General features: G+C 71.6%; 24 protein-coding genes. 12 read left to right on the forward strand and 12 right to left on the reverse strand.

Annotated features, from left to right (window positions below; translation table 11 throughout):
- Window positions 1-4: 4 nt before the first annotated feature.
- On the reverse strand, window positions 5-1,012 hold the full coding sequence (locus ACIP64_RS04010; protein WP_401581498.1) for a serine protein kinase RIO: 1,008 nt from the start codon (window positions 1,010-1,012) through the stop codon (window positions 5-7).
- Window positions 1,013-1,261: 249 nt separating this feature from the next.
- On the opposite strand from ACIP64_RS04010, the gene ACIP64_RS04015 reads away from it, so the two are divergent.
- Window positions 1,262-1,636: a DUF6328 family protein gene (locus ACIP64_RS04015; RefSeq protein ID WP_401581500.1), complete on the forward strand. Its 375-nt coding sequence runs from the start codon at window positions 1,262-1,264 to the stop codon at window positions 1,634-1,636.
- On the forward strand, window positions 1,636-2,196 hold the full coding sequence (locus ACIP64_RS04020) for a hemerythrin domain-containing protein (RefSeq protein WP_401581502.1): 561 nt from the start codon (window positions 1,636-1,638) through the stop codon (window positions 2,194-2,196). Before ACIP64_RS04015 ends, ACIP64_RS04020 begins: the two co-directional genes overlap by 1 nt.
- Window positions 2,197-2,226: 30 nt before the next feature.
- Here the strand turns inward: ACIP64_RS04020 and ACIP64_RS04025 are convergent, their stop codons facing one another.
- On the reverse strand, window positions 2,227-2,859 hold the full coding sequence (locus tag ACIP64_RS04025) for a UdgX family uracil-DNA binding protein (RefSeq protein ID WP_401581504.1): 633 nt from the start codon (window positions 2,857-2,859) through the stop codon (window positions 2,227-2,229).
- Window positions 2,860-3,250: 391 nt separating this feature from the next.
- Entirely contained in the window at window positions 3,251-3,454 is a 204-nt protein-coding gene (locus ACIP64_RS04030) for a cold-shock protein (protein ID WP_319662387.1), read from the reverse strand.
- A 290-nt stretch (window positions 3,455-3,744) separates the two neighbouring features.
- Here ACIP64_RS04030 and ACIP64_RS04035 point away from each other — a divergent pair, with 290 nt between their 5' ends.
- Window positions 3,745-5,799, forward strand: a complete 2,055-nt coding sequence (locus ACIP64_RS04035) for a PQQ-binding-like beta-propeller repeat protein (protein WP_401581506.1) — start codon at window positions 3,745-3,747, stop codon at window positions 5,797-5,799.
- Between the two features lie 13 nt (window positions 5,800-5,812).
- Here ACIP64_RS04035 and ACIP64_RS04040 read toward each other — a convergent pair whose 3' ends face one another.
- The gene (locus ACIP64_RS04040) at window positions 5,813-6,343 is read right to left on the reverse strand and encodes a YbhB/YbcL family Raf kinase inhibitor-like protein (RefSeq protein ID WP_401581509.1); all 531 of its coding nucleotides are present in this window, start codon (window positions 6,341-6,343) and stop codon (window positions 5,813-5,815) included.
- A 243-nt stretch (window positions 6,344-6,586) separates the two neighbouring features.
- Here ACIP64_RS04040 and ACIP64_RS04045 point away from each other — a divergent pair, with 243 nt between their 5' ends.
- From ACIP64_RS04045 to ACIP64_RS04055, 3 genes are all read left to right on the forward strand, one after another.
- Window positions 6,587-7,660 carry an NAD(P)-dependent alcohol dehydrogenase gene (locus ACIP64_RS04045; RefSeq protein WP_401581512.1) on the forward strand — a complete coding sequence of 358 codons (1,074 nt, stop codon included), beginning with the start codon at window positions 6,587-6,589 and terminating at the stop codon, window positions 7,658-7,660.
- 80 nt (window positions 7,661-7,740) lie between these two features.
- Window positions 7,741-8,127: a nuclear transport factor 2 family protein gene (locus ACIP64_RS04050; RefSeq protein WP_401581515.1), complete on the forward strand. Its 387-nt coding sequence runs from the start codon at window positions 7,741-7,743 to the stop codon at window positions 8,125-8,127.
- Between the two features lie 153 nt (window positions 8,128-8,280).
- Window positions 8,281-11,415, forward strand: coding sequence for a carbohydrate-binding protein (locus ACIP64_RS04055; protein ID WP_401581517.1), 3,135 nt, complete (start codon window positions 8,281-8,283; stop codon window positions 11,413-11,415).
- A gap of 89 nt (window positions 11,416-11,504) precedes the next feature.
- Here the strand turns inward: ACIP64_RS04055 and ACIP64_RS04060 are convergent, their stop codons facing one another.
- Window positions 11,505-12,323 (reverse strand): SDR family NAD(P)-dependent oxidoreductase, encoded by an 819-nt coding sequence (locus tag ACIP64_RS04060; protein ID WP_401581519.1) that lies wholly within the window; start codon window positions 12,321-12,323, stop codon window positions 11,505-11,507.
- Between the two features lie 193 nt (window positions 12,324-12,516).
- Here ACIP64_RS04060 and ACIP64_RS04065 point away from each other — a divergent pair, with 193 nt between their 5' ends.
- A complete protein-coding gene (locus ACIP64_RS04065; RefSeq protein ID WP_401581521.1) occupies window positions 12,517-13,407 on the forward strand; it encodes a helix-turn-helix transcriptional regulator in 891 nt (296 codons plus the stop codon).
- Window positions 13,408-13,443: 36 nt separating this feature from the next.
- Here ACIP64_RS04065 and ACIP64_RS04070 read toward each other — a convergent pair whose 3' ends face one another.
- Both ACIP64_RS04070 and ACIP64_RS04075 read right to left on the reverse strand, forming a co-directional pair.
- Window positions 13,444-14,211, reverse strand: coding sequence for an SDR family oxidoreductase (locus ACIP64_RS04070; RefSeq protein ID WP_401581524.1), 768 nt, complete (start codon window positions 14,209-14,211; stop codon window positions 13,444-13,446).
- Between the two features lie 66 nt (window positions 14,212-14,277).
- Window positions 14,278-15,186: an NmrA family NAD(P)-binding protein gene (locus ACIP64_RS04075; protein WP_401581526.1), complete on the reverse strand. Its 909-nt coding sequence runs from the start codon at window positions 15,184-15,186 to the stop codon at window positions 14,278-14,280.
- A 118-nt stretch (window positions 15,187-15,304) separates the two neighbouring features.
- On the opposite strand from ACIP64_RS04075, the gene ACIP64_RS04080 reads away from it, so the two are divergent.
- Both ACIP64_RS04080 and ACIP64_RS04085 read left to right on the forward strand, forming a co-directional pair.
- Window positions 15,305-15,868: a winged helix-turn-helix transcriptional regulator gene (locus tag ACIP64_RS04080; RefSeq protein WP_401581529.1), complete on the forward strand. Its 564-nt coding sequence runs from the start codon at window positions 15,305-15,307 to the stop codon at window positions 15,866-15,868.
- Window positions 15,869-15,906: 38 nt separating this feature from the next.
- Complete coding sequence (locus tag ACIP64_RS04085; protein WP_401581531.1) at window positions 15,907-16,566, forward strand: MSMEG_1061 family FMN-dependent PPOX-type flavoprotein; 660 nt, start codon at window positions 15,907-15,909, stop codon at window positions 16,564-16,566.
- Window positions 16,567-16,663: 97 nt separating this feature from the next.
- On the opposite strand, the gene ACIP64_RS04090 is transcribed toward ACIP64_RS04085, so the two are convergent.
- On the reverse strand, window positions 16,664-17,728 hold the full coding sequence (locus ACIP64_RS04090; protein ID WP_401581534.1) for a PP2C family protein-serine/threonine phosphatase: 1,065 nt from the start codon (window positions 17,726-17,728) through the stop codon (window positions 16,664-16,666).
- A 319-nt stretch (window positions 17,729-18,047) separates the two neighbouring features.
- Between ACIP64_RS04090 and ACIP64_RS04095 the strand changes: the two genes are divergently transcribed.
- The gene (locus ACIP64_RS04095; protein ID WP_401581537.1) at window positions 18,048-18,737 is read left to right on the forward strand and encodes a hypothetical protein; all 690 of its coding nucleotides are present in this window, start codon (window positions 18,048-18,050) and stop codon (window positions 18,735-18,737) included.
- 338 nt (window positions 18,738-19,075) lie between these two features.
- Here ACIP64_RS04095 and ACIP64_RS04100 read toward each other — a convergent pair whose 3' ends face one another.
- From ACIP64_RS04100 to ACIP64_RS04115, 4 genes are all read right to left on the reverse strand, one after another.
- Window positions 19,076-19,534: a MarR family winged helix-turn-helix transcriptional regulator gene (locus ACIP64_RS04100; RefSeq protein ID WP_401581539.1), complete on the reverse strand. Its 459-nt coding sequence runs from the start codon at window positions 19,532-19,534 to the stop codon at window positions 19,076-19,078.
- A gap of 208 nt (window positions 19,535-19,742) precedes the next feature.
- A complete protein-coding gene (locus tag ACIP64_RS04105; protein WP_401581542.1) occupies window positions 19,743-20,558 on the reverse strand; it encodes an aldo/keto reductase in 816 nt (271 codons plus the stop codon).
- A gap of 169 nt (window positions 20,559-20,727) precedes the next feature.
- Window positions 20,728-21,147: a heme-binding protein gene (locus ACIP64_RS04110; RefSeq protein ID WP_401581544.1), complete on the reverse strand. Its 420-nt coding sequence runs from the start codon at window positions 21,145-21,147 to the stop codon at window positions 20,728-20,730.
- Between the two features lie 129 nt (window positions 21,148-21,276).
- On the reverse strand, window positions 21,277-22,479 hold the full coding sequence (locus tag ACIP64_RS04115) for an MFS transporter (RefSeq protein ID WP_401581546.1): 1,203 nt from the start codon (window positions 22,477-22,479) through the stop codon (window positions 21,277-21,279).
- 566 nt (window positions 22,480-23,045) lie between these two features.
- Here ACIP64_RS04115 and ACIP64_RS04120 point away from each other — a divergent pair.
- Both ACIP64_RS04120 and ACIP64_RS04125 read left to right on the forward strand, forming a co-directional pair.
- The gene (locus tag ACIP64_RS04120; RefSeq protein WP_401581549.1) at window positions 23,046-23,534 is read left to right on the forward strand and encodes a hypothetical protein; all 489 of its coding nucleotides are present in this window, start codon (window positions 23,046-23,048) and stop codon (window positions 23,532-23,534) included.
- A 96-nt stretch (window positions 23,535-23,630) separates the two neighbouring features.
- Window positions 23,631-24,143, forward strand: coding sequence for a signal peptidase II (locus ACIP64_RS04125; RefSeq protein ID WP_401581552.1), 513 nt, complete (start codon window positions 23,631-23,633; stop codon window positions 24,141-24,143).
- Window positions 24,144-24,157 lie beyond the last annotated feature (14 nt).

A 24,157-nucleotide genomic window follows, 5' to 3' on the forward strand; every position in this document is an offset into this window, starting at 1 on the left:
GCGCTCAGTCCAGGCGCGCGTCGAAGGCGAGCGCCCGCGCCAGTTCCTCGACACGTCGTTCCGCCAGCCCGCGGGAGACGAACCAGGCGCCGACGTTGCGGACGTCCCGCTCCAGGAACGAGCGGCCCCGCGGGTTGGCGATGACATCGACGATCTGGGGCACGTCGATGACGACCAGACGCCCCTCGTGGACCAGGATGTTGTAGGCCGAGAGGTCGCCGTGCGCGTATCCGTCGCGTGCGAGCAGCGACAGGCTGCGGCCGAGCTGCTCCCACAGGTCGTCCAGCTCGGCTTCCTGCGCGCGGATCTGGGCCAGGCGCGGAGCGGCCGTCCCCGACGGGTCCCCGATGAACTCCATCAGGATCTCGGTCCCGAGGATCTGCACGGGGTAGGGCACGGCCACCCCCGCCGACCACAGCCGGGACAGCGCCGCGAACTCGGCGCCGGCCCACTGGCCGGCGATGGCCTCCTTGCCGAAGGCCGTGCGCTTGGCCATGGCCCGGCTGACCCGTGACTCCTTGTGGCTGCGCCCCTCCAGGTATCCGGAGTCGCGGTGGAACATGCGGTGCTGCCCGTCGCGGTAGCGCTTGGCGGCCATCAGGGTGCGGCGGCCGGTTCCGGGCACCGACCGCTCGATCAGGAAGACGTCGGCCTCCTTGCCCGTCTTGACGATGCCGAGCTCGGTGTCGACGGCGGCCAGGTCCGTCACCACCCACGAGGGGCGCGGCTCGGGGCCCTTCTCGGTCGGGGTCGACCGGTCCCAGGTGGACCAGCGGTCGCCCTGGGGAGGCCCGTCGGGCGAGGCGGTGGTGTCCTGGCCGTAGGTGTCCTCGTCGCCTTCGGCGAAGGCATCGGCGGTGCTGTCGGCACTCCCGGCTGCGACGGGCCACCGCTCCGCGTACTCGGGGAAGGCCCCCTCGAACGCGGCTTCGTCGTCACGGCCGTTGCGCCGGTTCTTGCCCTTGGGGCGGATACGGGCGAAGGACTCGCCGTCGGCAAAGCGCTCACGCACTGTGGTGATCTCCTGTGGAAAGGACCCACCGGAGGGCGCGTCAGCGAACGCGCGGTATCAGCCGGTGGGAAGGCAACGAGGGAAGGCGTCTGGCGCGCACACGAGGGCGCGCCGCATCACGGCGGCAACCACGACGACGCACCCCCTCTCTCTCGTCACGACCGGGCCGCATTCCGCGCCCGGCACTCCAGGATCGTCAGGATCCTAGCGGGCGCCTCACACCGCGCAACCGATTTGTTTCCGGCCCGCATGTATTCGCCCCCTGGCGTGCCCCGGCCCGGTCGGGCCCCCTCCACGCTGCGGTGGGCGTCGAGGTATCGGAAGGCGATCTGCATCGTCACGGTCGTCCTGGGAGCCTGCGCGACGGGGGTGCTGATCGGCCCGGTGTCCTTCAGCCGCCTGGCGTCGGGGCGGCGCATCGAGCCCGAAGCCGTCCGCTGGACGGCGCGGCTCACGTTGGCCGGGTGGTCCTGCTCCGGTACCTGCTGTGCCGGTTCGTGCTCCCGCTCTGGGCCCGCATCCGGCTCGCCGCGGACTGAGGCCCGCGGCAGTGACGGACGCGTGCCCGCCGCGAGACCGGGCAGCCGACTGAGAGGAAGCCTCCGTCCGGAAAGGAGATCGTGATGGGACACGGCGGCAACGTCATCGCAGAGCTCACGGCGGACCACCGCGAGGTCGAGGAGTACTTCACCCGCCTGCGGGCCCTCCCCCTCGGCGACAAGCAGCGCCGCGACGTGCTCGACGACCTGACCATCGAGCTCGTACGGCACTCGGTCGCCGAGGAGATGTACCTGTACCCGGCCGTCCGCGAGCACGTACCCGGCGGCGGGCCGATGGCCGACAAGGAGATCCAGGAGCACGCCGAGGTCGAACAGGTCCTGAAGGACCTGGAGGACGTCGACGTGGACGACACGCGGTTCGACGCCCTGGTGCTCAAGCTGATCACCGACGTCACGGAGCATGTGCGCGAGGAGGAGCAGCAGCTCTTCCCCAGCCTGGCCCGGGCCTGCACCTCCGAACGGCTCATGGAACTGGGAAACCAGGTCCGCCGGGCCAAGAAGGTCGCGCCCACCAGGCCGCACCCGAGCGCACCGGACACCCCTCCGGTCAACAAGCTCCTCGCCCCCGGCGCAGGCCTCGTCGACCGGGTCCGGGACTTCGTCGGCGGACGCGGCACGTCCTGACCGGCCCCGGCACCGGCGCCGGCCCGCCTCTCAGGACAGGAGGGCGGCCACGATCCGCAGGTCGGCGACCAGCCCCTGGAACATCGCCTCCCGGTCCTCGCCGGCGCGCAGCACCGCCGCCGGGTGGACGGTCGCGAGGAGGCGCGCGCCGTCGAGCGGCACACCCGGCGTCAGCAGCTCGCCGCGTTGGCGGGTGACCCGGAACTCCGGTCCCATCAGGGCCTTGGCGGCGGTGGCGCCGAGGGCCACCACGATGTCCGGGGAGAGCAGTTCGAGCTCGGCGGTCAGCCAGGGTCGGCATGCGGAGACCTCGCGCAGGGTCGGCTGCTTGTGGATGCGCCGCTTGCCGCGCTCGGGCACGGTGAACTTGAAGTGCTTGACGGCGCTGGTCACGTAGACCTCGCCGGGATCGATCCCGGCCTCCGCCAGCGCACGGTCCAGGACCTTCCCGGCGGGACCGACGAAGGGTCTGCCCTGACGGTCCTCCTGGTCCCCCGGCTGCTCCCCCACCAGCACCGCGCGCGCCGACGGCTCACCCCGGCCGAAGACGGTCTGCGTGGCATCGGCGTACAGCGGGCAGCCACGGCACCCGGCCGCCGCCCGCCGCAGTCCGGCCAGGTCGACGCCGCGGGGGACGTAGGGGCCGGCGTCGTATGCGGCCATGACGGGCGCCTACCCGGTACGACCCGCGCAAAGCGTACATCCGGGGCATCCGATGCCGACCGGGGTGGTGACCGGGGCCTCGATCCTCGCCGCGGTCGATCCGGTGTCCCTTGTCGGACCGGACTCCAGCCCTGAGGTGGCGGGCCGTGAGGTGCCGCTCCGTCACCCGTCGGGCCGATGACAAGGTGACACGCCGTGCGGGAACGGGACTCGGCCCTTATGGTCGAAGAGCAGGCAGGACTGGCACTGGAACACTGCATCCACGAACGGCCGCCCCTCGTCGGGGGCGGCCGTTCGTTGTGCGCGTCCGGCCCGGGCCGGACGCACGTGTGCGGGGCCGTCCCCCGGAGAGGGCGGCCCCGCACGAAGTTCTCGCCCGGAGGGGCAGGAGTCAGCCGCGGACGATGTTCTCCGCCTGCGGGCCCTTCTGTCCCTGCGTCACGTCGAAGGTGACCTGCTCACCCTCGACGAGCTCGCGATAGCCGTTGCCGGAGATGTTGGAGTAGTGGGCGAAGACGTCCGGCCCACCTCCGTCTTGAGCGATGAAGCCGAAGCCCTTCTCCGAGTTGAACCACTTCACGACGCCTGATGCCACTGTGTTCGTCCCTCACATCATGCTGATGCGACGCACCCGATGGGTACGCCGGCGGATCCCGTATGGGGTCCTGGTATCTACTTACCCGATGATCCAGTTCCTCCGCCACCAAATACGCCGCGTCGTGTCCCACACACGCAGGGAAACGGGCGAAACGGGTGGTCGTCCGCCGTCCCTGCCGGAGGTGGGACGGCCGCGGCCGGAGCCGGCCGGAGGCGGTCCACTAGCATGCCCTGGTCCTGCTTCCGAGTCCGGTGAGGCAGGGCGGGGGTGACCGGGTGGGGGTTGGCGTGGGGCGCGTTCTGGCGGGCCGGTACGAGTTGCGGGCCGAGTTGGGCCGGGGCGGGATGGGCGAGGTCTGGTCGGCCCGTGACCGGGTGATCGGCCGCGACGTCGCGGTCAAACTGCTGCGGTCGCACGCGACGGGTGACAACGCGACGCAGCTGTTCTTCCGTGAGGCGCGGACGGCCGGCGCGCTCAACCATCCCGGTGTGGTCACCGTCTTCGATCTGGGCCAGGACGCGGACGGGACGCTGCTCCTGGTGATGGAGCTGGTCAAGGGGCGCAATCTGCGGCAGGTGCTGAACGAGGCCGGGACGCCTTCGATCGCCGAGGCCGTCACCTGGGCGGCGCTCATCGCCGACGCCCTGGCGGCCGCCCATGAGGCGGGCATCGTCCATCGCGATCTGAAGCCGGCCAATGTGATGCTGACCGGGTCCGGGGGCGTGAAGGTCCTGGACTTCGGCATCGCCCGCCACGTGGACACCGGCACGCTGTCCGACACCCGGGTCATGGGCACCTTGGCGTACATGCCGCCGGAGCGGTTCGACAAGGGCCGCCAGGACGCCCGGGGCGACCTGTACGCGCTCGGGTGCGTTCTGCACGAGCTCCTCACGGGCAGCAGCCCTTTCGGCGACCTGTCGACGAGTGCGCTGATGTTCGCCCATGTGCACCGGGAGCCGGAGGCGCCCAGTGCCCGGCGGCCGGAGGTCCCCGCGGTCCTCGACGAGCTGATCGCGCGACTGCTGGCGAAGAAGCCCGATGACAGGCCCGCTTCTGCCGTGGAGGTGCGTGACATCCTTCGCGCCATGACGCCCTCCGGGGCCGCGGCGTCGACGGCGGAGCCGGGGAAGGAACCCGCACGGACGGCCCCGCTCACCGAGGCGGACCCGGGCGCCGGCGCGGTGTCCTCCGACACGGACCACCCGCCGGATCGCCCCCCGGGCCGTCGCGCGCGCCGGCTCGTGACGGCGTGTGCCGCGCTGCTCCTGACGGCGGGTGCGGGCGTGGGAGTGGCCGCCTGGGTCGGGGGCGGTGACCACGGAAGGGGCGATCGGCACGACCCGGTGGGCGCCGGGAAGAAGCCGCAGGTGAAGCAGGTGTGGGCCGTCAGCCTCGGGGAGAAGGTGTCCGCCAGGCCCGTGGTGGCCGGCGGGACCGTGTACGCGGGAGGTGAGGACGGCACGGTGTACGCGCTGGACGCGGCCACCGGCCGGACGAAGTGGTCGTACGGCGCCGGAAGCTGGAAGGACGCGTCCCCCGCGGTGGACGGCGGCACCGTGTACGCCGGCGGCAAGGACGGCAGCCTGTACGCGCTCGACGCGGCGACCGGCCGGCTGAAGTGGAAGTCCTTCACCCCCTTCGGGGTCCGGTCCACTCCGGCGGTGGCCGGCGGTGCCGTGTACTTCGCGACCGACAACGGTGAGGTCCACGCGGTGGACGCCGTCACCGGCAAGGAGAAGTGGACCTACCGCACCGGCGCGAAGATCATGTCCTCGCCCGCGGTGGCCGACGGTGCCGTCTACATCGGCAGTTACGACTACCGTCTGTACGCGCTGGACGCGGCCACGGGCCGGAGGAAGTGGTCGTACGACACACGGAGTTACCTCGACGCAACCCCCACCGTCGCCGACGGCACCGTGTACGTGTACAGCGATTACCGGCACACCACGTACGCGCTCCGCGCCGACACCGGGCAGCCGCGGTGGACGAACGAGGGCGTCGACGTGCAGGCGGGCGCGGGCGGCGTGATGTTCGGCTGGGCGGCCGGCGCGGTCGACGACACGGGGACCGCCGGGAAGTTCGCGGCGGTCGACGCGGCCGACGGCGGCAAGCGGTGGCTCGTCAGGCTCACGGACGCCGCCTTCGCGACAGGCTCCGCGGCGGTGGGCGACACCGTTTACGCGGGCGACGGCAAGCTGTACGCGGTGGACACGGCCTCGGGCAAGGTCCGCTGGTCCTACGCCGCCGGCGGTCAGGTCACTTCGGCACCGGCCGTGGCGGACGGCGTCGTCTACGTGGCCGGGGACGACGAGAAGGTGTATGCGCTGACCGCCGGGGACTGACCGCGCGCTCCGTTCACGGCCGCTCGAAGGTGCCGTGCATCATGGCCCTGGCGACGGCGTGGTCGAACAGAAGGAAGTCCATGTAGGCGGGGGTTGATGTCGCGGAGATCTCCAGCCCTTCCACGTCGACGGCGTGCACGACGAGGAAGTAGCGGTCCGGGCCGTTGCCCGGAGGCGTCGCCGGGCCGAGGTATCTCCGGTGCCCCGCGTCGTTCAGCAACGTCATCGCGCCACCGGGCAGATCCCCGCCGTCACCGGCCCCGGCCGGGAGAGCGGTCACGGAGGCGGGCAGCCCGGCCACCGCCCAGTGCCAGAAGCCCGAGGCGGTGGGGACGTCGGGGTCGAACATCGCCACCGTGAAGCTGCGCGTCCCCTCGGGGAAGCCGGACCAGCTCAGCTGGGGCGAGACATCCGACCCGCCCGCTCCCAGGATGCCGCTCACCTGCTCGCGGGCCAGTCGCCCGCCGTCGGCCACGGACTCGGAGGTCACGGTGAATTCCGGGATGGGCGGCAGGAAATCGTAGGGGCCGTACGGTTTGATCATGGCAATCCTTCGGGAACGCCGAATCGGGCAGTCCCGACCCCGGGAAGCGGGCGGCGAATCCTGGTCAAGAACCACCATTTTACCGCCCCCTCGCATCGCCGCACGTCACCACGGGTGTCGGCCGGACACCGGATGCGGGGCACGAACAGGCACGCGAGCATGGAGGTATCCGGAGCGGCGGGCGCGGCGGCCGCGGCACTGCGGGTTCCAACGCTGCCTGCCGGTGAAAGCGAGGCACATTCCATGCAGATGCGAGCAGCCCGGATGTACGGATATCAGGAACCCCTTCGAATCGACGAGGTGCCCGTGCCCCAGCCCGGGGCGGACGAGATTCTGCTGAAGGTCGCCGCGACAGGCATGTGCCGGAGCGACTACCAGCTCCTCGACGGCTACTTCAAGGTCCCGTTCCCCGTCGAGCTCCCCTACATCCCCGGTCATGAGGTCACGGGACGCGTGGCGGGACTCGGCAGCGGCGTGCCGAAGACGGCGGGCTACTCCGAGGGGGACATGGTCGTGGTCAACCCCAGCTGGGGAGACGGCACCTGCCGGCAGTGCCGCGAGGGCAACGAGCAGTTGTGCAGCGGCGACGGCCGCTGGGTGGGCTTCGGCCCGCCCGGGGGCTTCGCCGAGTACATGGCCGTGGAGTACCGCCACGCGATCCCGGTCTCGGAGGAGGCCGCGAAGACCCCCGAGCTCCTGGCCCCGATGACCGACGCGGGCATGACCCCGTACCGCGGGATGCGCAAGCTCCGCGACGCGGGCAAACTCGGGCCCGGCCGCACCGTCGCGGTCACGGGCATCGGCGGGCTGGGGAGTTACGCGGTCCAGTACGCGAAACTGCTCGGCGGCGGCGCGACGGTGGTGGCGCTGGCCCGCAAGGACAGCAAGCTGGACGTGGCGAAGGAGAACGGCGCGGACTACGGGATCAACGTCAAGGACAAGTCCGCGCAGGCCATCCAGGACGAGCTGGAGCAGCTGACCGGCCGGCGGACGATCGACGCCGTCCTGGACTGCGTCGGCAGCACGGAGTCCGTCTCCATGGGGTTCGACCTGCTCGGCCCGGAGGGCGCGCTGGCAGCGGTCGGCCTCATGAGCCACCGCGTCGAGCACAAGCAGTTCCCCTTCATCGGCACGGAGCTGACCTATCTCGGCTCCTTCTGGGGCAACCACCTGGACCTCGTCGAGGTGCTGTCCCTCGCCGACGCCGGACTCGTCAAGCACAACGTCACCAAGGTCGAGCTCGAGGACGTCAACGAGAACCTCGAGGCCCTGGGCCGCGGTGACGTGGTCGGCCGCCGGGTCATCGTCTTCGACTGACGTCCGCCGAGGCGTCATTGCGCCGCCCGGCCGATCGCGCAGGGAACTCGCCCGGCACCGCCGTGATCGGAGGCAACGCGATGGGGGACCAGGAGAACCGGGCGGCGCTGGACCGGCACTGGGCGGCGTCGGCCGCCGGGGACCAGGATGCCGAGCACGAGATCTATCACGACGACGTGATCACCGACTATCCCCAGTCCGGTGAGCGCATCCAGGGTCGCCGCGATCTTCAGGCGCTGCGCTCGCATCATCCGGCCGAACTCGACTTCACCGTCCGCAGGATTCTCGGCAGTGGCGATCTCTGGATCACCGAGTACGTGATCGCGTACGACGGGAGGCCCACGTTCACCGTCAGCATCATGGAGTTCCGCGAGGGCAAGGTCGCCCACGAGACCCAGTACTTCGCCGATCCGTTCGCCCGGCCCGACTGGCGTGCTCAGTGGGTGGAGTCGATGCCGGGTCCGTGACGAGGTCGCGCTCAAGGCGGCAACAGCCGCCCAACGTGTCAATCTTCCACTGATGTGCACGGATTTTGCTGCGCCTGCTCGGAACCTTGCAACCCCCGGTAAGGGTCGGTACGTTCGGGTCGCCGGTTCTCCACGTTCCTGAAGGAGCTTCAGATGCGGGCGATCCCCAGACGTTCGCGCGGCGCACGCCGCGCCGGGCACAGGTTGGTGGCGATCGCCCTCGCGGCGGCCGCCGGCCTGTGCGTTTCCGCCTTACCCGCGGGCGCCGCCGCGCAGCGGGCCGACCAGGCGGCGTCGAGCACGGCCGGCGCCGCCGCAGCCGGTGCGACGACCGCGTTCAGGATCTACGAGGCCGAGGCCGGCACACCGGGCGGCGGCGCGACCGTCACCTCGCTGACGTCGCCGCCCACCACGCAGTACTCCAGCGCCGCCCTCGAAGCGTCCGGCCACGCCTATGTGCACCTGAGCGGTACCGGGAACTCCGTCCAGTGGACCAACACCACCGGGGCGCCCATCAGCTTCCTCAACGTCCGCGCCGCCATCCCCGACTCCCCCTCCGGCGGCGGCACGACCGCGACGCTGAACCTGTACGTGGACGGCGTCTTCCGGCAGGCCCTCAGCCTCAACTCCAAGCAGACCTGGGTGTACGAGGGCAACAACAACTACAACACCAGCGACAACCAGAACCCGGCGGACGGCAGTCCCCGGGTCTTCTGGGACGAGTCGCACGCCTTCGTCACCGGCGCGCCGATCCCGGCCGGCGCCACGTTCTCGCTCCGGAAGGACGCGGCGAACAGCGCGTCCTTCTACGACGTGGACTCCGTCGACGTGGAGAACCCGCCGGCTCCCCTCGCCCAGCCGGCGAACTCGATATCAATTGCCAGTTGCGGTGCGGTCCCCGACAACACCCCGACCAACGGCGCCGCCGACAGCCAGGCGGTGGACAGCCGGGCCGCGATCCAGAACTGCATCGACCAGGCCCAGTCGCAGGGCAAGGTCCTCTGGATCCCGCAGGGCACCTTCTACGTGAAGGGCACCACCGGCCTGACCGCGCGGGGCATCACCATCGCGGGCGCGGGCCTCTGGTACAGCACCGTCTACCGCGACGTCCCGGTCCCCAACAGCACGCCGCTGGCGGCGCTGTTCGACGTGACCTCCTGCACGGTGCAGAACTTCCACATCGACGCCAACGCGGTCAGCCGCAGCACCATCGGCGGCGACGGCGGCGCGATGGACACCACCGGCACCAACTGGGTCGCCGACGGCATCTGGACCCAGCACACCATGTCCGGCTTCTGGGCCTCGGGCACCGGCGGCACCGTCCGCAACAGCCGGCTGACCGCGATCTGGGCGGACGGCATCAACGTCAACAACGTCTCGCTCGGCGCCGACACCGGCAACAACCTCACCGTCACGAACAACTTCGTCCGCGGCACCGGGGACGACGCCATCGCCATCAACTCGGTCCGCTACAACACCAACGGCGACGGCTCCCAGACCTTCTACCAGCCGATGACCGACGTCACCGTCAGCAACAACACCTCGATCGCGCCATGGGGCGGCAAGGGCATCGGCATCTACGGCGGCAGCGGCCACCACGTCACCGGCAACTACATCAGCGACACCGCCCGCTACATCGGCCTGGGCGCGGGCCGGTTCGGTGTCAACGGCAGCGACCTGCTGTCCGCGGAGGTCTCCGGCAACACCGTGGTCCGCTCCGGCGGCAACGCCTACAGCCAGGGGCAGCCCGCGTTCCACATCGGCAACGGCGGCGACGGGCAGAACACCGGCGTCGTCGACCATGTCACCGCCACCGGCAACACAGTCGCCGACTCGCTCTACGACGGCATCGGCTTCTCCACATCGGCCAACACCCTGCTGCAGGACAACACCGTCACCGGCCCCGGCCGCAACGGCATCGCCGTCTCACCGCCGTTCTACCCCGCGCCGACCGGCTCCGCCGCCATCACCGGCAACACCGTCACGGGCCTGCGCGCCGGAGCCACGGCCTTCGTCAACAACTCCGGCGGCTTCACCGCCACGCTGACCGGCAACAACTGGGAGCCCTCCGGACCGGAGGGCCCCTACGGCGGCACTCCCGCGGCGGTCCCCGGCACCGTCCGGGCGGAGAACTACGACACGGGCGGCCAGGGCGTCGCCTACAACGTCACGAGCGTCAACGGCACCGCCAACGGCTACCGCGCCGACGGCGTCGACCTGGAGGCGACCTCGGACACCGGAGGCGGCCACAACCTCGGCTGGACCGCGGGCGGGCAGTGGTTCCGCTACACCGTCGACGTCGCCGCGGCGGGAACGTACACGGTGGGCCTGCGCGTGGCGGCACCCTCGGCGGTGACCGGAGCCCTGCACCTGTCGAATGCCTCGGGTGCCGACCTCAGCGGTGCCGTCGGCATCCCCGCCACCGGCGACTGGCAGAACTGGGCCACCGCCACCACCAGGGTGACCCTGCCGGCGGGCCGCCAGGTCCTGACCCTCCAGCAGGACAACGGCGGCTGGAATCTCAACTCCTTCACCTTCACCGCGGCAGACGGCTCCCCTCCTGCCACTCTGTCGGCCTCGCCCACCTCGCTCGCCTTCGGCGGCCAGGCGCTGAACACCACCAGCGCCGCGCAGTCCGTCACCGTCACCAACACCGGCGGCACCGCGGCCTCGATCTCCTCGGTCACCGCCGGCGGCGACTTCGCACGGACCAGCACCTGCGGGACGTCCATCGCCGCCGGGGCCTCCTGCACGATCGGCATCACCTTCACCCCGACGGCCACCGGCACCCGCACCGGTACGGTCACCGTCACCAGCAACGCGGCCAACAGCCCGACCACCATCGCACTGTCGGGCACCGGAACCGGGGGCACGGGCGGCAACCTGGCCGCGGGACGGCCGACGAGCGAGTCCAGCCACACCGACGTCTATCCCTCGTCGAACGTGACCGACGGCTCCCGGTCGACCTACTGGGAGAGCGCCAACAACGCGTTCCCGCAGTGGGTGCAGGTCGACCTCGGGGCCGCCCGCAGCGTGTCCAGGATCGTGCTGCAACTGCCCGCCGGCTGGGGGGCGCGGACCCAGACCCTGTCCGTGCTGGGCGGCACCGACCCGTCCAGTCCGACCACCGTCAAGTCCTCGGCCGCGTACACCTTCGACCCGGCCACCGACAACACGGTCACGATCACCTTCCCCGCCACCACCCAGCGCTACATCCGCCTGAACATCGGCGCCAACACCGGCTGGCCGGCCGGTCAGCTCTCGGAGTTCCAGGTCTGGTCCACCTGACCGGCCGCAGGACCCGCCGCACAACGGCTCCCTGCCCCCGGACGCAGGCCGCGTCCGGGGGCAGGGGCGTCCGTACGCGCCCGCGGTACTCAGCCGGCCGCCGCGGGCACGAAGGACTCCCAGCGGTCGAGCTCGGCCAGACGGGAGCGCAGCGACGCCCGGATCTGCTCGACGGCGTCCGCGCCGACGGCCAGGCGCAGGGGCGGCTCGTCCATCGACGCGACCGCCATGATCGCGTCCGCCACCTTCCCGGCGTCGCCGAACGCCGACGGGGGCAGCGCGGAGAAGTCGTCGAGGAACTTCCCGACGGTCGGCGCGTACGCCTCGTGCGGGGGGACGACCAGCAGGCTGGTGGCGAACTCGGTCGCGAAGATGCCGGGTTCGACGATGGTCACCTTCGCACCCGTGGGGGCGAGTTCGTGCGCGAGCGCTTCGCTGGCGAGTTCCACGGCGGCCTTGGAGGCCGAGTACAGACCGGAGGAGGCCCATGCGAGCTGGCCGTTGAGCGAGGAGATCTGAATGATCCGGCCGCGGGACGCGCGCAGTGCCGGGAGTACGGCGCGCAGCACGGCGAGGTTGGCCAGCACGTTGGTGTCGAAGATCGCGCGCGCGTTGTCGGCGTCGATCTGCTCGACGGGGCCGAACAGCCCGTAACCGGCGTTGTTCACCAGGACGTCCAGCCCGCCCGCCGTCCGTACGGCGTCGGCCAGTGCCTGCTCCGCGCCGGGCGCGGTGATGTCCAGCGGGAGCGTGGTGACCCGTCCCCGCGGGGCCCGGTCCGCCAGGTCGTCGAGCCGGTCGCCGCGCCGACCGACGGCGATCACGAAGGCGCCGCCGGCGAGCGCGCGCTCGGCGACCATGCGGCCGAAGCCCGAGGTCGCGCCGGTGATGAGCCAGGTCGAAGTCATGTCGGAAGCTCCCTGCGAAAGGCCGTGCGGCGTGCACGGCGGCGTTGGCTGCGGGACCGGAAGTGGCGTCCCGCACCCCAGCCAAGCGCCGGCGGAGACCGGTGGCGGGCCGGGAACCGGCCCGCTGCTTCCTGGGATCCGGAGGGCCAGGTTCGCCGGGGCACGCCGCCCCGGCAGGAGGGACCATGGGGGAATGGACCGCAACGAAGGGCTCGGCGACTTCCTGCGCGCCCGGCGCGCGGCGATGGATCCGGAGCGACTCGGTCTGCACGACGCGGCGCCGCGGCGGGTCCCCGGGCTGCGCCGGGAGGAACTGGCGGCGCTGGCGGGTGTCAGCGTGGACTACTACACGCGCCTGGAGCAGGGCCGGCCCATCACTCCCTCGGAGTCCGTCCTCGACGCCCTGGCGAACGCCTTCCAGCTCGATCCGGCGGAACGCAGCTACCTGCACGCGGTGGCGCGTCCGCAGGCCGCCGGGACGGTCCGCCGGACCCCACGCGCCGGGCAGAAGGTACGTCCGGGGATCCACGCGCTTCTCGCCCGGCTCGAGGACACCCCGGCCCTGGTCCTGGGGCGGCGTACCGACATCCTGGTCAGCAACCGGATGGGCCGTGCGCTGCTCGCCGACTTCGACGCGATGCCCGCCAGGGACCGCAACGCCACGCGCTGGATCGTGCTCGACGAGACGGCGCGCTCGCTCTTCGGCGACCGGTGGGAGAAGGTCGCCTCCGAGTTCGTGGGAACGCTGCGCATGGACGCCGCCCGGCACCCCGACGACCCCCGCACCGCCGAGCTGGTGGGCGAACTGTCCATGAAGAGCGAGCGTTTCCGCCGGTGGTGGGCCGCGCAGAAGGTGGTGCGGTTCAGCCACCACACCAAGTACCTGCACCATCCGGTCGTCGGCCCCCTCACGCTGCGCACCGAGGCGCTGGCCTTCCCCGGCGACCCGGACCAGACCCTGCTGACGTTCCTCGCCGATCCCGGCTCGCGCTCGGACGAGGCCCTGACGGTGCTGGCCTCGTGGGCCGCCGGCCGCAGCGGTGCGGACGGCGGCGTGCCGGCCCGCGGGGTGCCGCACGACTGAGCCGTACGGCCGCCCCGCGGGCCCGGCGCCTCCGCCCTACCAGTCGAGAGCGGCCGGCATGAACGGCTCGTTCTCGGGCGCCTCCTTGCGGGCCTTCAGGGCCCGTTCCGCGGGAGCGCCGGCGGGCACGCGCAGGGGAGGGTCGGGCTGTTCGATCGTGTCGGCAACGACGACGGCGACCTCCTCGGAGGTGATGACCTCGCCGCGCAGGGTGGGGAGTTGCCGGTACAGCGGGGCGTACGGGCTGTCCTCCGGGACGAACGACCGCGCCTGTGTGACGCCGGTCGTGGCCACGGCGCCCGGCTGCACGATGCTCACCTTGACGCCGAAGTGGCCGGTCTCGATGGCCAGGGTCTCGGCCATGGCCTCCAGGGCCCATTTGCTGGCGCCGTACGGTCCGATGATCGGCAGCACGAGACGTCCCTGGATGCTGGAGACGAAGACGAGGCGGCCGGATCGCCGTTCCCGCATCGCCGGCAGCACCCCCTGCGCCACGCGCAGTGCTCCGAGGGCGTTGAGCTGGTAGAGCCGTTCGACCTCGGCGAGCGGGGCGGTCTCCAGCGGTGCGCGCACCGTCGCGCCGGCGTTGCTGACCAGCACGTCGATCTCGCCGGCGGCCGCCAGGGCCCGGTCGACGCTGTCCTGATCGGTGACGTCGAGGCGCAGGCGCTCGGCCACGGGGAGATCGGCCAGAACCTCCGGGCGGCGGGCGGTGGCGATCACCCGATGGCCGCGGTGCGCCAGTTCGACGGCGATGGCCCGGCCGATTCCTTGGGAAGCGCCGGTGATCAGCACGGAAGACATGCGGTTCTCCTTATTGGTGAAAGTCGATGGGTGGTGGTTGCGCGCGGGGCCACGGACGGCCGCGCGTCAGGGGGCGGGCACGTAGTAGGGGCCGCTGGTGTCGAAGTCGTGCCTGTGCTCACCGACGAACTGCTCGACGGACAGCGGGGTCCGGCCGCCGATCCGCTCGACGTTGTCGTTCGTGCCGGCGAACACGCCGTTCCGGTAGTCGACGGCGACGTTGCTCAGGTGCTGGACGCGGTGGGCGTCCATCCCGCGTTCCGCCATGGCCGAGGCGAACTCCTCGACGCTGATCGGTTCGTAGCGCACCGGGACACCGAGTGTCCTGGTCATGACCTCGGCGATGGCGTAGTGGTCCAGTTGGGCCGGGCCGTGCAGGGTGAGGACGGCGCGGTCGTGCGGCTCGGGGTCGAGCAGCAGGGCGGCGATCACGTACGACTGGTCGGCCGCGGCGATCGGGGCGTGGCGGCCCTCGCCGAACGGGAGCCGCAGGCGTCCCCCGCCGTCGCGCCGCTCCCACCACAGCGGGAGCCACTCGGCGAAGAAGGTCGGCCGGATGTGTGCCGTGAGCAGGCCGGTCGCGTCCAGCAGCCGCTCGGACATCCAGTGCTGCCGGGCGGCGTCGCTGCCCGCCTCGGCGCGGGCGGAGATCTGCGACATGCCGACCACGGAACGGACTCCCGCGTCGGTCGCCGCCTTGGCGAAGCAGGTGGTCGCCTCGATCAGGCCCGGGAGGACCGGATAGCACAGGTAGGCCCCCGTGACGCCCCGCATGGCCTGGCTCACGGCGCCGAAGTCGCGCAGGTCCGCCACGGCGATCTCGGCGCCGGCCTTCGCGAGCGCCTGGGAGCGCCCGTCCTCGCGGTGCACCAGGGCGCGGACGCGGTGACCGCGCTCCAGCAGCAGCTGGACCGTTCCGACCCCGGTCCTGCCGGTCGCACCGGTGATCAGGAACAGCCTGTCGTCATTGATCATCAGAACCCTCTCCGGCATACCCGCCCCACGCGCCCGACAATGCAGTTCAGTCAGTGAACTAAGGTCACCGTAACACCGGCCAGTTCAGTGAGTGAACCAATGGAGGTAAAATGCGGGTATGACGCTTCCCAGCACCTACCCGGACAGCAACTGCTCGCTGGCACGAGCGATGGAGGTCATCGGCGAACGATGGACCCTTCTCATCGTCCGCAACGCCTTCTACGGGGTGCGCCGCTTCGGGGACCTCGCCACCCAGCTGCGGATCCCCCGTGCCGTCCTCACCGGCCGGCTGAAGCTGCTCGTCAGGGAGGGCGTGCTCACCAGGGACGACGACGGGGCGGGAACCGTCGAGTACCGGCTGACGGCCAAGGGCATCGCGCTGTGGCCGATCGTGCGCGCCATGATGGCCTGGGGCGATGCGTACTACTCCCCCGCCGGCGTGAAGCGCGCCTGGCACCACGACGCGGACGGCGGCCTCCTCGACGGCGAAGGCCGCTGCCAGGCATGCGGCTCCGTCGCGGCGGTCCCCGAGATCCGGATGGAACCCGGCCCCGGCTTCCACGTGGCCGCCGACGCGGACCTCGATCCCGTGTCCGCCCAACTCGTCCGCCCCCGGCGGCTTCTCGAACCGCTCCCGGCCTCCCGTACGCGCCGGACCGACGACGACAGCGCCGCCGGCTGAACCCTGCGCCGGCAGGTCCGCCCCATAGGGTCGGGGGCATGACGCCATCCCTTGTCAGCAGTGCATTCGACTCGCTCCGCCTCGACGCCGTACGCGACCAGGAGGCGCTGCGCCAGGCCTACGCGCTCCCCGGCGACGCCGCCGTGCGCAAGCAGATGACCGAACTCACCGAGCAGACCGGGCGGCTGATCGCCTGCGCGTCGCTGGTCCTGGTCGCCAGCGCGGACGAGGAGGGCAACTGCGACGTCTCACCGCGCGGCGGTCCCCCCGGATTCGTCTCCGTCCTGGACGCACGAACGGTGGCGATACCGGACGCGACCGGCAACAAGCGCCTGGACACCCTCCAGAACGTCGTCGCCACCGGCCGGGCCGGGCTGCTGTTCGTCATCCCGGGACGCACCACCACGCTCAGGGTGAACGGCCGCGCCTGCGTCTCCACCCGCCCGGAGCTGCTGTCGCAGCTGACCGCCGTGGGCAAGCCGCCGGCCAGCGCGCTGGTGGTGGGGATCGAGGAGGTCTACCCGCACTGCCCCAAGGCGCTCCTGCGCAGCGCGGCCTGGAAGCCGGAGCAGTGGCTGCCGGCGGACGCCCAGCCGACCTCGGCCGAGGTGACACTGGCCCAGCTGCGGATGCCGGAGCTGACGATCGCCGACATCGAGCGGACGGAGGCGGATTCGCTGAAGTACCGGTACGAGTGACGGTCCGGCGAGGCGCCGGGGTGGCCCCCCGTGGCCGGTGCCCGCGCGGTGGCCGCACGGGTACCGGTACCTGCCTACGTGATCCTGCCCGCCGCGTTCACCCGGCGGCCCCGTGCAGGGCCTCACCCACGGGCTGGAGCCGCGCGGCCGCACCCGGTCCCTCCAGGCGGGTCAGCGCGACCATCGCGAGGTCGTCCGCCGGAAGCGTGCCCGAGTGGGCGACGAGGTCCTGGAGGATCTCCCCGAGCACGGCGGGCAGGGAGTCGTGGTGTGCCGCGTCCTGCCGGGTCCACCCCCAGTCCCGTGCGCGCTCCAGCAGCGGATAGTGGCGCCCGGCGGCGTCGCGGGCCTCGATCAGGCCGTCCGTGTAGAGCAACAGCGTGTCCCCCACGGCCAGTTCGAAGGACTCCTCGATCGCGCCCAAGCCGGGCAGACCGTGCAGTCCCAGCGGCAGCGACGGGCGGCCCGGCACCAGGTCGACACCCCCCTCGCGGGCCCGTACCGGCGACGGATGTCCGTGATTGACCATGCGGGCGAACCGCTCGCCGTCCGGGATCTCCAGGAGCAGCGCCGTCACGAAGCGCTCGTTCGTGTCGCGGGCGCCGTCGTCGGCCTCCGCCAGGTGGCGCAGGAAGCTCTCCTCCAGACGTGCCGACAACTCGGGCAGGCCCTCGGCCCGCGGGGCCCACTCCCGGAAAGCGCCGAGCACGGCCGCGACGTCCTCGAACGTGGGCAGGCCCTTGCCGCACACGTCGCCGATGATCAACCGCGTCGCCCCACCCGTGCGCGCGACCGCGTACAGGTCGCCGCCGACCTGACCGCGACCGCCGCAGGCACGGTAGACGGACGCGAGCCCGAGAGCGCCGATGCGCCGGGGAAGGGGCCGCAGCAGGACCCGCCGCACGGTGTCGGACACGGCACACGCCTGCGCCGCCCGATGGCGGTAGCGGTCTTTCAGACGGCCCAGCACGACGGCCACGGCCCCCGCGGTGAGAAGCGGCGCGATGCCGCACGCGAGGCTGGGATGGCCCAGCGGCAGAATGGCGAGCACCGCGCACACCACGCTGGCCGCGAGGACGGAGGCCAGGAGACCCGCGACGGTCAGGCGATGAAGCGGCCGGCCCTCCTCCCCCGCTCCCTCGAACTGTTCGATCTCCGTCATCGATCTCACTCCCTCATGGTTGGTGCGCCGGGTCCGGGAACCGCGGGGGTCCGTGAGCGGCCGCAGCCCTGCGCATCGGGTCCCTTTCGTGGCGGGACACCTCGACCGTAGGTCCGGCCCGGGCGACCCTCCTTGCCCCGTTGCGCACGGCGCATTGCCCGCCCGCGCAGTCCCCGGCAGTGGCCGCGTACACCGACCGGAGACGCAACGGCCAACTGCGCATAACGGGCCCGTCGCACGGAAGCCGGCGACAGGTGCATAAGCTGCGCCGGCCATCCCGTTCAGCCCGACAGATCAGTCGCCACCTGCAAGGAACCCTTTGTCCCACCGCAAGCTCGTCCACATCGTCGGAACGCTCCTGTTCACCGCCGCTCTCGCCGCCTGCAGCTCCACCACGCCCCCGGCCTCCGCGGGCGCCCCGCCCGCGACGCGGAGCACCCCCGGTTCCCCCGCGGCCGGCACACCCGGCGCGGCCCCGCCCGGCCCCGGTGCGCACTTCCTGGCGAAGGAGAAACTGGGTGCGGCCCTGCTGCCCCTGTCGGACCTGCCCGCCGGCTGGTCCGCGGGCAAGGGCGACGGGCTCGGCGCGAACCAGAGCTTCTGCGACTACACGCAGCCCCACGAGGCGCAGGTCACCGTGGACAGCACCTTCCGGAACGGCACCGGGGGCACCGCGGCGGTCGCGACCGTCCAACTGCGGCAGTACGCCACCCCGAGCGACGCCGCCGAGGTGCTGGACGCGATGGAGCAGGCACTGCAGTCCTGCCGCGAGCGGACGCACAACGGCTCCGTCGTCACGTACACGCGCACGGGCGTCGACAAGCTCGGCGAGCGTTCCCTCGGCGTACGCGTCAAGGACGGCGGGTCCACCACCCTCCAGCAGTTCGTCCTCGACGGACCCGCGCTCGTCAACGCCGGCACCCGGACCACGTCGGACGCCGACGCGGACACCACCGCGCTGCTGCTCCGCAAGCAGGTCGACCGCTACGAGGCCGCGGCCCTCCGCTGACCGCCCGCCGACCGGGCCCCGCACAGGAAGCCTGGGACTTGTCCAGCCGATGCGAATACTCGCCGTCCACGTCGGCCTACGCCTACGGGCCCGTACGCGAGCTGTTGCGACGCCGGGGCATCCGGCACACCCTCCCGGAGACGACCGACAGCCAGGCTGCCCGCCGGCACAAAGGCTCACGCGGCGGACGGCCACCCGGCTTCGACGAGGAGCGGTACAAGAAGCGCAACACCGTCGAGCGAGCGACCAACCGTGGCCGCCCCGCCGGGCACAGTCGCAGCGGCGACCAACCGGGCACCGACCGCGCGTCTGACACCACCTCGCCGGGAACGGATCGATCAGGAGGCGGGGGGGACGTTTTCCCGCAGACGGTCCAGCAGGCGATCGAGGCTGTCGAGGTCCTGCTCCCCGAATCCGGCGAAGACATCCCGCAGGTTGCGTGCGTGCGCGACGGAGGCCCGGTTCACCACCTCACGGCCGGACGGGGTGACCACTGCGTACACCACCCGGCGGTCGGCCGGGAGAAGACGGCGCTCCACGTATCCTGCGGCTGCCATGCGATCGATCAGCCGGGTCACACCGCCACTGGTCAACGCGATCTGCTCGCCGAGAACGCCCATCGTCATCTGCCCGTTCTCCGAGCGGGCGAGACGGAGCAGGACCTCGAACCACACGTGAGGCAGTCCGGCCTCCGCCTGCAGGGCGCCGCCCAGCCGGCGTTCAAGTCGACTGTAGGCCTCTACCAGACGACCGAATGTGGTGATCAGGCGGTCGTCGATCGCATCCGAAGAGGTCATCCGAGGAATATACAGCGGAGCCTTTCGGGCACCGGTGGCCACGGCTTCGCATGTGCCTGTCCGTGCACGCCCGGCATGGTGATGATGCGACAGGCTTCGATGCCGCCCGGTGTGCGTCGGGGACGGGCCGCTCCCGCCGCCGGAGCCCGGCATCGCGGACTCCGGCAGCGACCCGAGCGGCCCGGCAACTCAGCTTGTTCCGTGGGGATCAGTTGACAGTGTCGGGGTCCGGCCCGGTGCGGGTACCGTTGCCGAGCCCGCCGATCACGGCCATATCCGCGTTGGTGAGTTCGAAGCCGAAGACATCGAAGTTCTGGCGGATGCGCTCGGGTGTCGCCGACTTGGGGATGACGACATTGCCGAGCTGCAGGTGCCAGCGCAGGACGACCTGGGCCGGGGTCCTGCCGAGCCGGCCGGCGATGGCCGTGATGACCGGGTGCCCCAGAAGGCCGCCGCGGGCGAGCGGGCCCCATGCCTCGGTCACGATGCCGTGTCGGTCGTGGAGCGCCCGCAGCTCTGTCTGCTGCAGATAGGGATGCAGCTCGATCTGGTTGACCGCCGGGACGGTTCCGCTGTCGTCCAGCAGGCGCCGCAGGTCCGCAGTCCGGAAGTTGGAGACCCCGATGGCGCGCACCCGGCCGTCTGCGAGGATCTTCTCCAGTGCCCGCCATGTGTCCAGGTAGGCATTGCGTGCCGGGGCAGGCCAGTGGACGAGGTACAGGTCCACGTAGTCCAGTTGGAGCCGGGCGATCGAGGCCTCGAAGGCGGCAAGGGTGCTTTCGTAGCCCTGGTCGCTGTTCCACACCTTGGTCGTGACGAACACGAGGTCCCGGGCTATGCCGGACGAGCGCAGCGCCCGCCCGACGTCGGCCTCGTTGCCGTAGGCCGACGCCGTGTCGATGCTGCGGTAGCCGCTTTCCAGGGCCGTGGCGATCTCCCGTTCGCCCACCTGGAAGCCACCGAAGCCCAGCCGGGGCATGGCGACGCCATTGTTCAGCGTGATCTGGGGGCCCGTCTTGGTCATGGCGCTGATCCTTTCGCGCGTCGGCCGGCCCGGTCGGCTCCGGCCCGGAGGGGGCGCTGTGAGTGGGTGTGCGACTGACGCGGGGGTGGTCTGTCATGGGTACAGGGACGGCTGACCGCCGGATTTCCGGTGGATGGGAGCCGGCGGTCAGCGGCCCGGGGTGGCAACGTCAGCCGAGGGTCTTCACCGCGGCGGTGGCGAAGGAGTGGTCCTGGTCGGGAGTGCCTCCGCCGACGCCGATGGCGCCGATCAGCCGGCCGTCGCGGTGGAGGGGGATGCCGCCGGCGATGAACAGCAGCGGCCGGTCGAGGGCGGTGGGCAGCGTGTGCAGGGGCCCGCCCGGCTGTACGGCGCCGACGAGGTCGACCGTGGGGGTGCTCAGCTGGACCGACGTGTAGGCCTTGGCGCGGCTGGTCTCACCCGAGATCAGTACCGCCTGCTCGTTACGGCGGAAGGCGAGGAGCCGGCCACCGGCATCCAGGACGGCGACGCTGACCGCGACACCGGCTGCGTCCGCAGCGTTGCCGGCGGCGTCGATGAGTGCGTAGGCATCCTGGGCGGTGAGGGGGGCGACAGCGGTGGTGCACATGGGATCTCTCCTTGGTAACGGGTTGTCGTCAAGAGGCGGTACTGGTCGTTGATGCGGTGGTGACTGTTCTGCCGGGCGTGATCAACGTGGTTGCCAGGCCCATGCGGACGGTGGCCGTGCTGGGCCGGATCAGTGAGTGACGACCGGGCGTTCGGCCGTCGGAGCGCTAATGACGGCGGTGTGCGAGCCGCCGCGACGTTCCAAGGCGGCGGAGAGGACGGCGATCAGCAGGGCGGCGCCGGCGAGGGCCGCGCCGACCCCGTTGGGGGCGGTGTAGCCGAGCCCGGCCGCGATGACGATGCCGCCGAGCCAGGCAGCCAGGGCGTTGCCGAGGTTGAAGGCGCCGATGTTGACGGCCGAGGCCAGCGTCGGGGCGCCGTGGGCATGGTCCAGGACGCGCTTTTGCAGGGGCGGGACGGTGGCGAAGCCCAGGGCGCCGATCAGGGTGAGGGTGACCGCGGCGGTGATCCGGTTGTGCGCGGTGACCGTGAAGAGGCCGAGGACGAGAGCGAGGGCGCCCAGGGAGACGTAGAGCATCGGCATCAGGGCACGGTCGGCGTACTTGCCGCCGACGAGGTTGCCGCCGACCATGCCGAGGCCGAAGAGCACCAGCAGCCAGGTCACCGATCCGTCGGAGAATCCGGCGACGTGCGTCATCATCGGGGCGATGTAGGTCACGGCCGCGAAGACTCCGCCGAAGCCGAGGACGGTCATCGCCATGGCGAGGAGGACCTGGGCGTTCTTGAAGGCGGCCAGTTCGTGACGCAGTTGGACGCCCTCCGGCTTGGGCACGTCGGGGACGAGGCGGGCGACGCCCGCCAGGCCCAGGACGCCGATGGCGGCGACGATGCCGAAGGTGACGCGCCACCCGGCGGACTGTCCGACCAGGGTGCCGAGCGGGACGCCGATGACGTTGGCGACGGTGAGGCCGGTGAACATCATGGCGATCGCGCCGGCCTTCTTGTCCGGGGCGACCAGGTCGGCGGCGACGACGGATCCGATACCGAAGAAGGCTCCGTGGGCGAGGGAGGCGATCACCCGGCCGATGAGCATGACGGCGAAGGACGGGGCGAGGGCGGAGAGCAGGTTGCCGGCGATGAACAGGCCCATCAGCAGCATGAGCATCCGCTTGCGGGGGACCTTGGTGCCGAGCACGGTCATCAGCGGCGCGCCGAACATGACGCCGAGCGCGTAGCCGGTGACGAGCAGGCCGCCGGTGGGGATGGAGACTCCGAAGTCGTGCGAGACCTGGGGCAGCAAGCCCATGATCACGAATTCGGTCGTTCCGATGCCGAAGGCCCCGATCGCGAGAGCCAGAAGCGCGAGAGGCATGAGGGGACACCCTTCCCGAAGATTGCAGGTGCGCTTATCTGAGTCGACAGTAATTGCACACGCCGAGTATTGCAAGGAGTGCTTGATGGCGTGCGAGGTGTATGGGCAGGAGCTTCCTACTGTCGTGGGGGGGGGTCTGTCGTGCAGGGGCCGATGCGTGGACAGAGGAAGCCCCATGACGGCGATGGACCCCGAGGGCATCGGCCTGGCGCGGGGACGGTGCGCCCTGTCCCTGCTGCACGGGCAGGATCGAGACGCACATCGAGCGCGCGAGACGAAGCAGGTCGCACACGCCGTCGTCCTCAGCCAGAGCACCACCACACGCCTGGTCACCCGGCTAGAGGACCGCGCCCGCCCGAGCGTTACCTCTGCCCCGCCGACCGCAGGGGCATCCGCACCGACGTCACGCCGGCCGGGACCTTCTCGTTGACCTTGCCCCAGAGGGTGCCCGCAGCCAACCGATCCGCCAGCCGCATCCGCTGCCCTGCACGAACCGCATGCGGACGGACCCCGGCCGCGGGAAAACCAGGTGCGTCCCACCGCGGGGACCTCCTACCGTTCCCGGTATGCGCGTCGTCTTCACCAAGGGTCCCGGCACGAGCTACGACATCGCGGTGCACCGCGAGACCGGGGCCGAACTCGCCCCGCGCAACGGGCCCGGTGGGCACCGGTATCTGCCGCACGACCTGGTGCACTTCCTCGTGGAGGCGGAGGCCGGCATCAAGCTCGGGGTCTACGGGCGCCTCGCCGCGGGGGACAACGGCCTGTTCTGGCCCGCCGATCCCGCGGAGCGCGCCAAGGCGGCCCGGCGCCGCAAGTCGAAGCCGGTGAAGTCGTCCCCCGAGGCGCAGGCGGACATGGCCCGGTCGGAGCACCTGGCGGGCATCGCCGTGCCCGTGTGGGAGGTCCGGAACGGGCACGCGCAGTCGCTGCCCGCGTACGTCCCGGCGGGCGAGATCCCCGCGGAGGTCGAACGAATCGTGGCCCGGTTCGCGGAATACGCCGACCGCTGGCAGGCGCTGCCGGTAGGGGGTTCGCTGACCCTGACCTGGTGAGGTCGGCCTGGCGTCCCCTCTTCCCGGGCGACCGCCCCGTTGTCGGCGGCAGCGCGTACGCTCGGTGGACGGCTGTCGGTGATCAGGAGGTGGGCGGTGCGGCGGACGTACCTGCTGTGGACGACTGCGGCGGCCGGATTCGCCGTGGACCAGGTCACGAAGGCGATCGCCGCGGTCGCCGTGGAGGGCCACGAACCCAGGCACGCACTGGGCGGTGCGGTGACCTTCACCGCGTTCCGGAACCCCGGGGCTGCCGGCTCCTTCGCGCCCCGCGCGACCTTGGTGTTCGCGCTCCTTGCGGCCGTCGTGCTCGTCCTCGTCGCACGGGTCGCGCCCTCCGTCCGGTCCACGGGGTGGGCGGTCGGTCTCGGGCTGATCTTCGCGGGCGCCGGAGGCAACCTCGCCGATCGCCTGTTCCGCACACCTGGTTTCGGCCGCGGCGCCGTGCTGGACTTCATCCAGGTCGGCTCGTCGGGCATCTTCAACCTCGCCGACCAGTGCGTGACCGCCGGTGCGGCACTCGTCCTCATCCAGACCTTCCGCGGTGTTCCGCTGCGCACCGTCGCGTCGCGCTCCCCCGCGAGCGCGAGCCTGCCGCTGGAGCAGTGAGCACGCCCCGCCAC

This window comes from Streptomyces sp. NPDC088733, assembly GCF_044751185.1.
Lineage (GTDB): Bacteria > Actinomycetota > Actinomycetes > Streptomycetales > Streptomycetaceae > Actinacidiphila.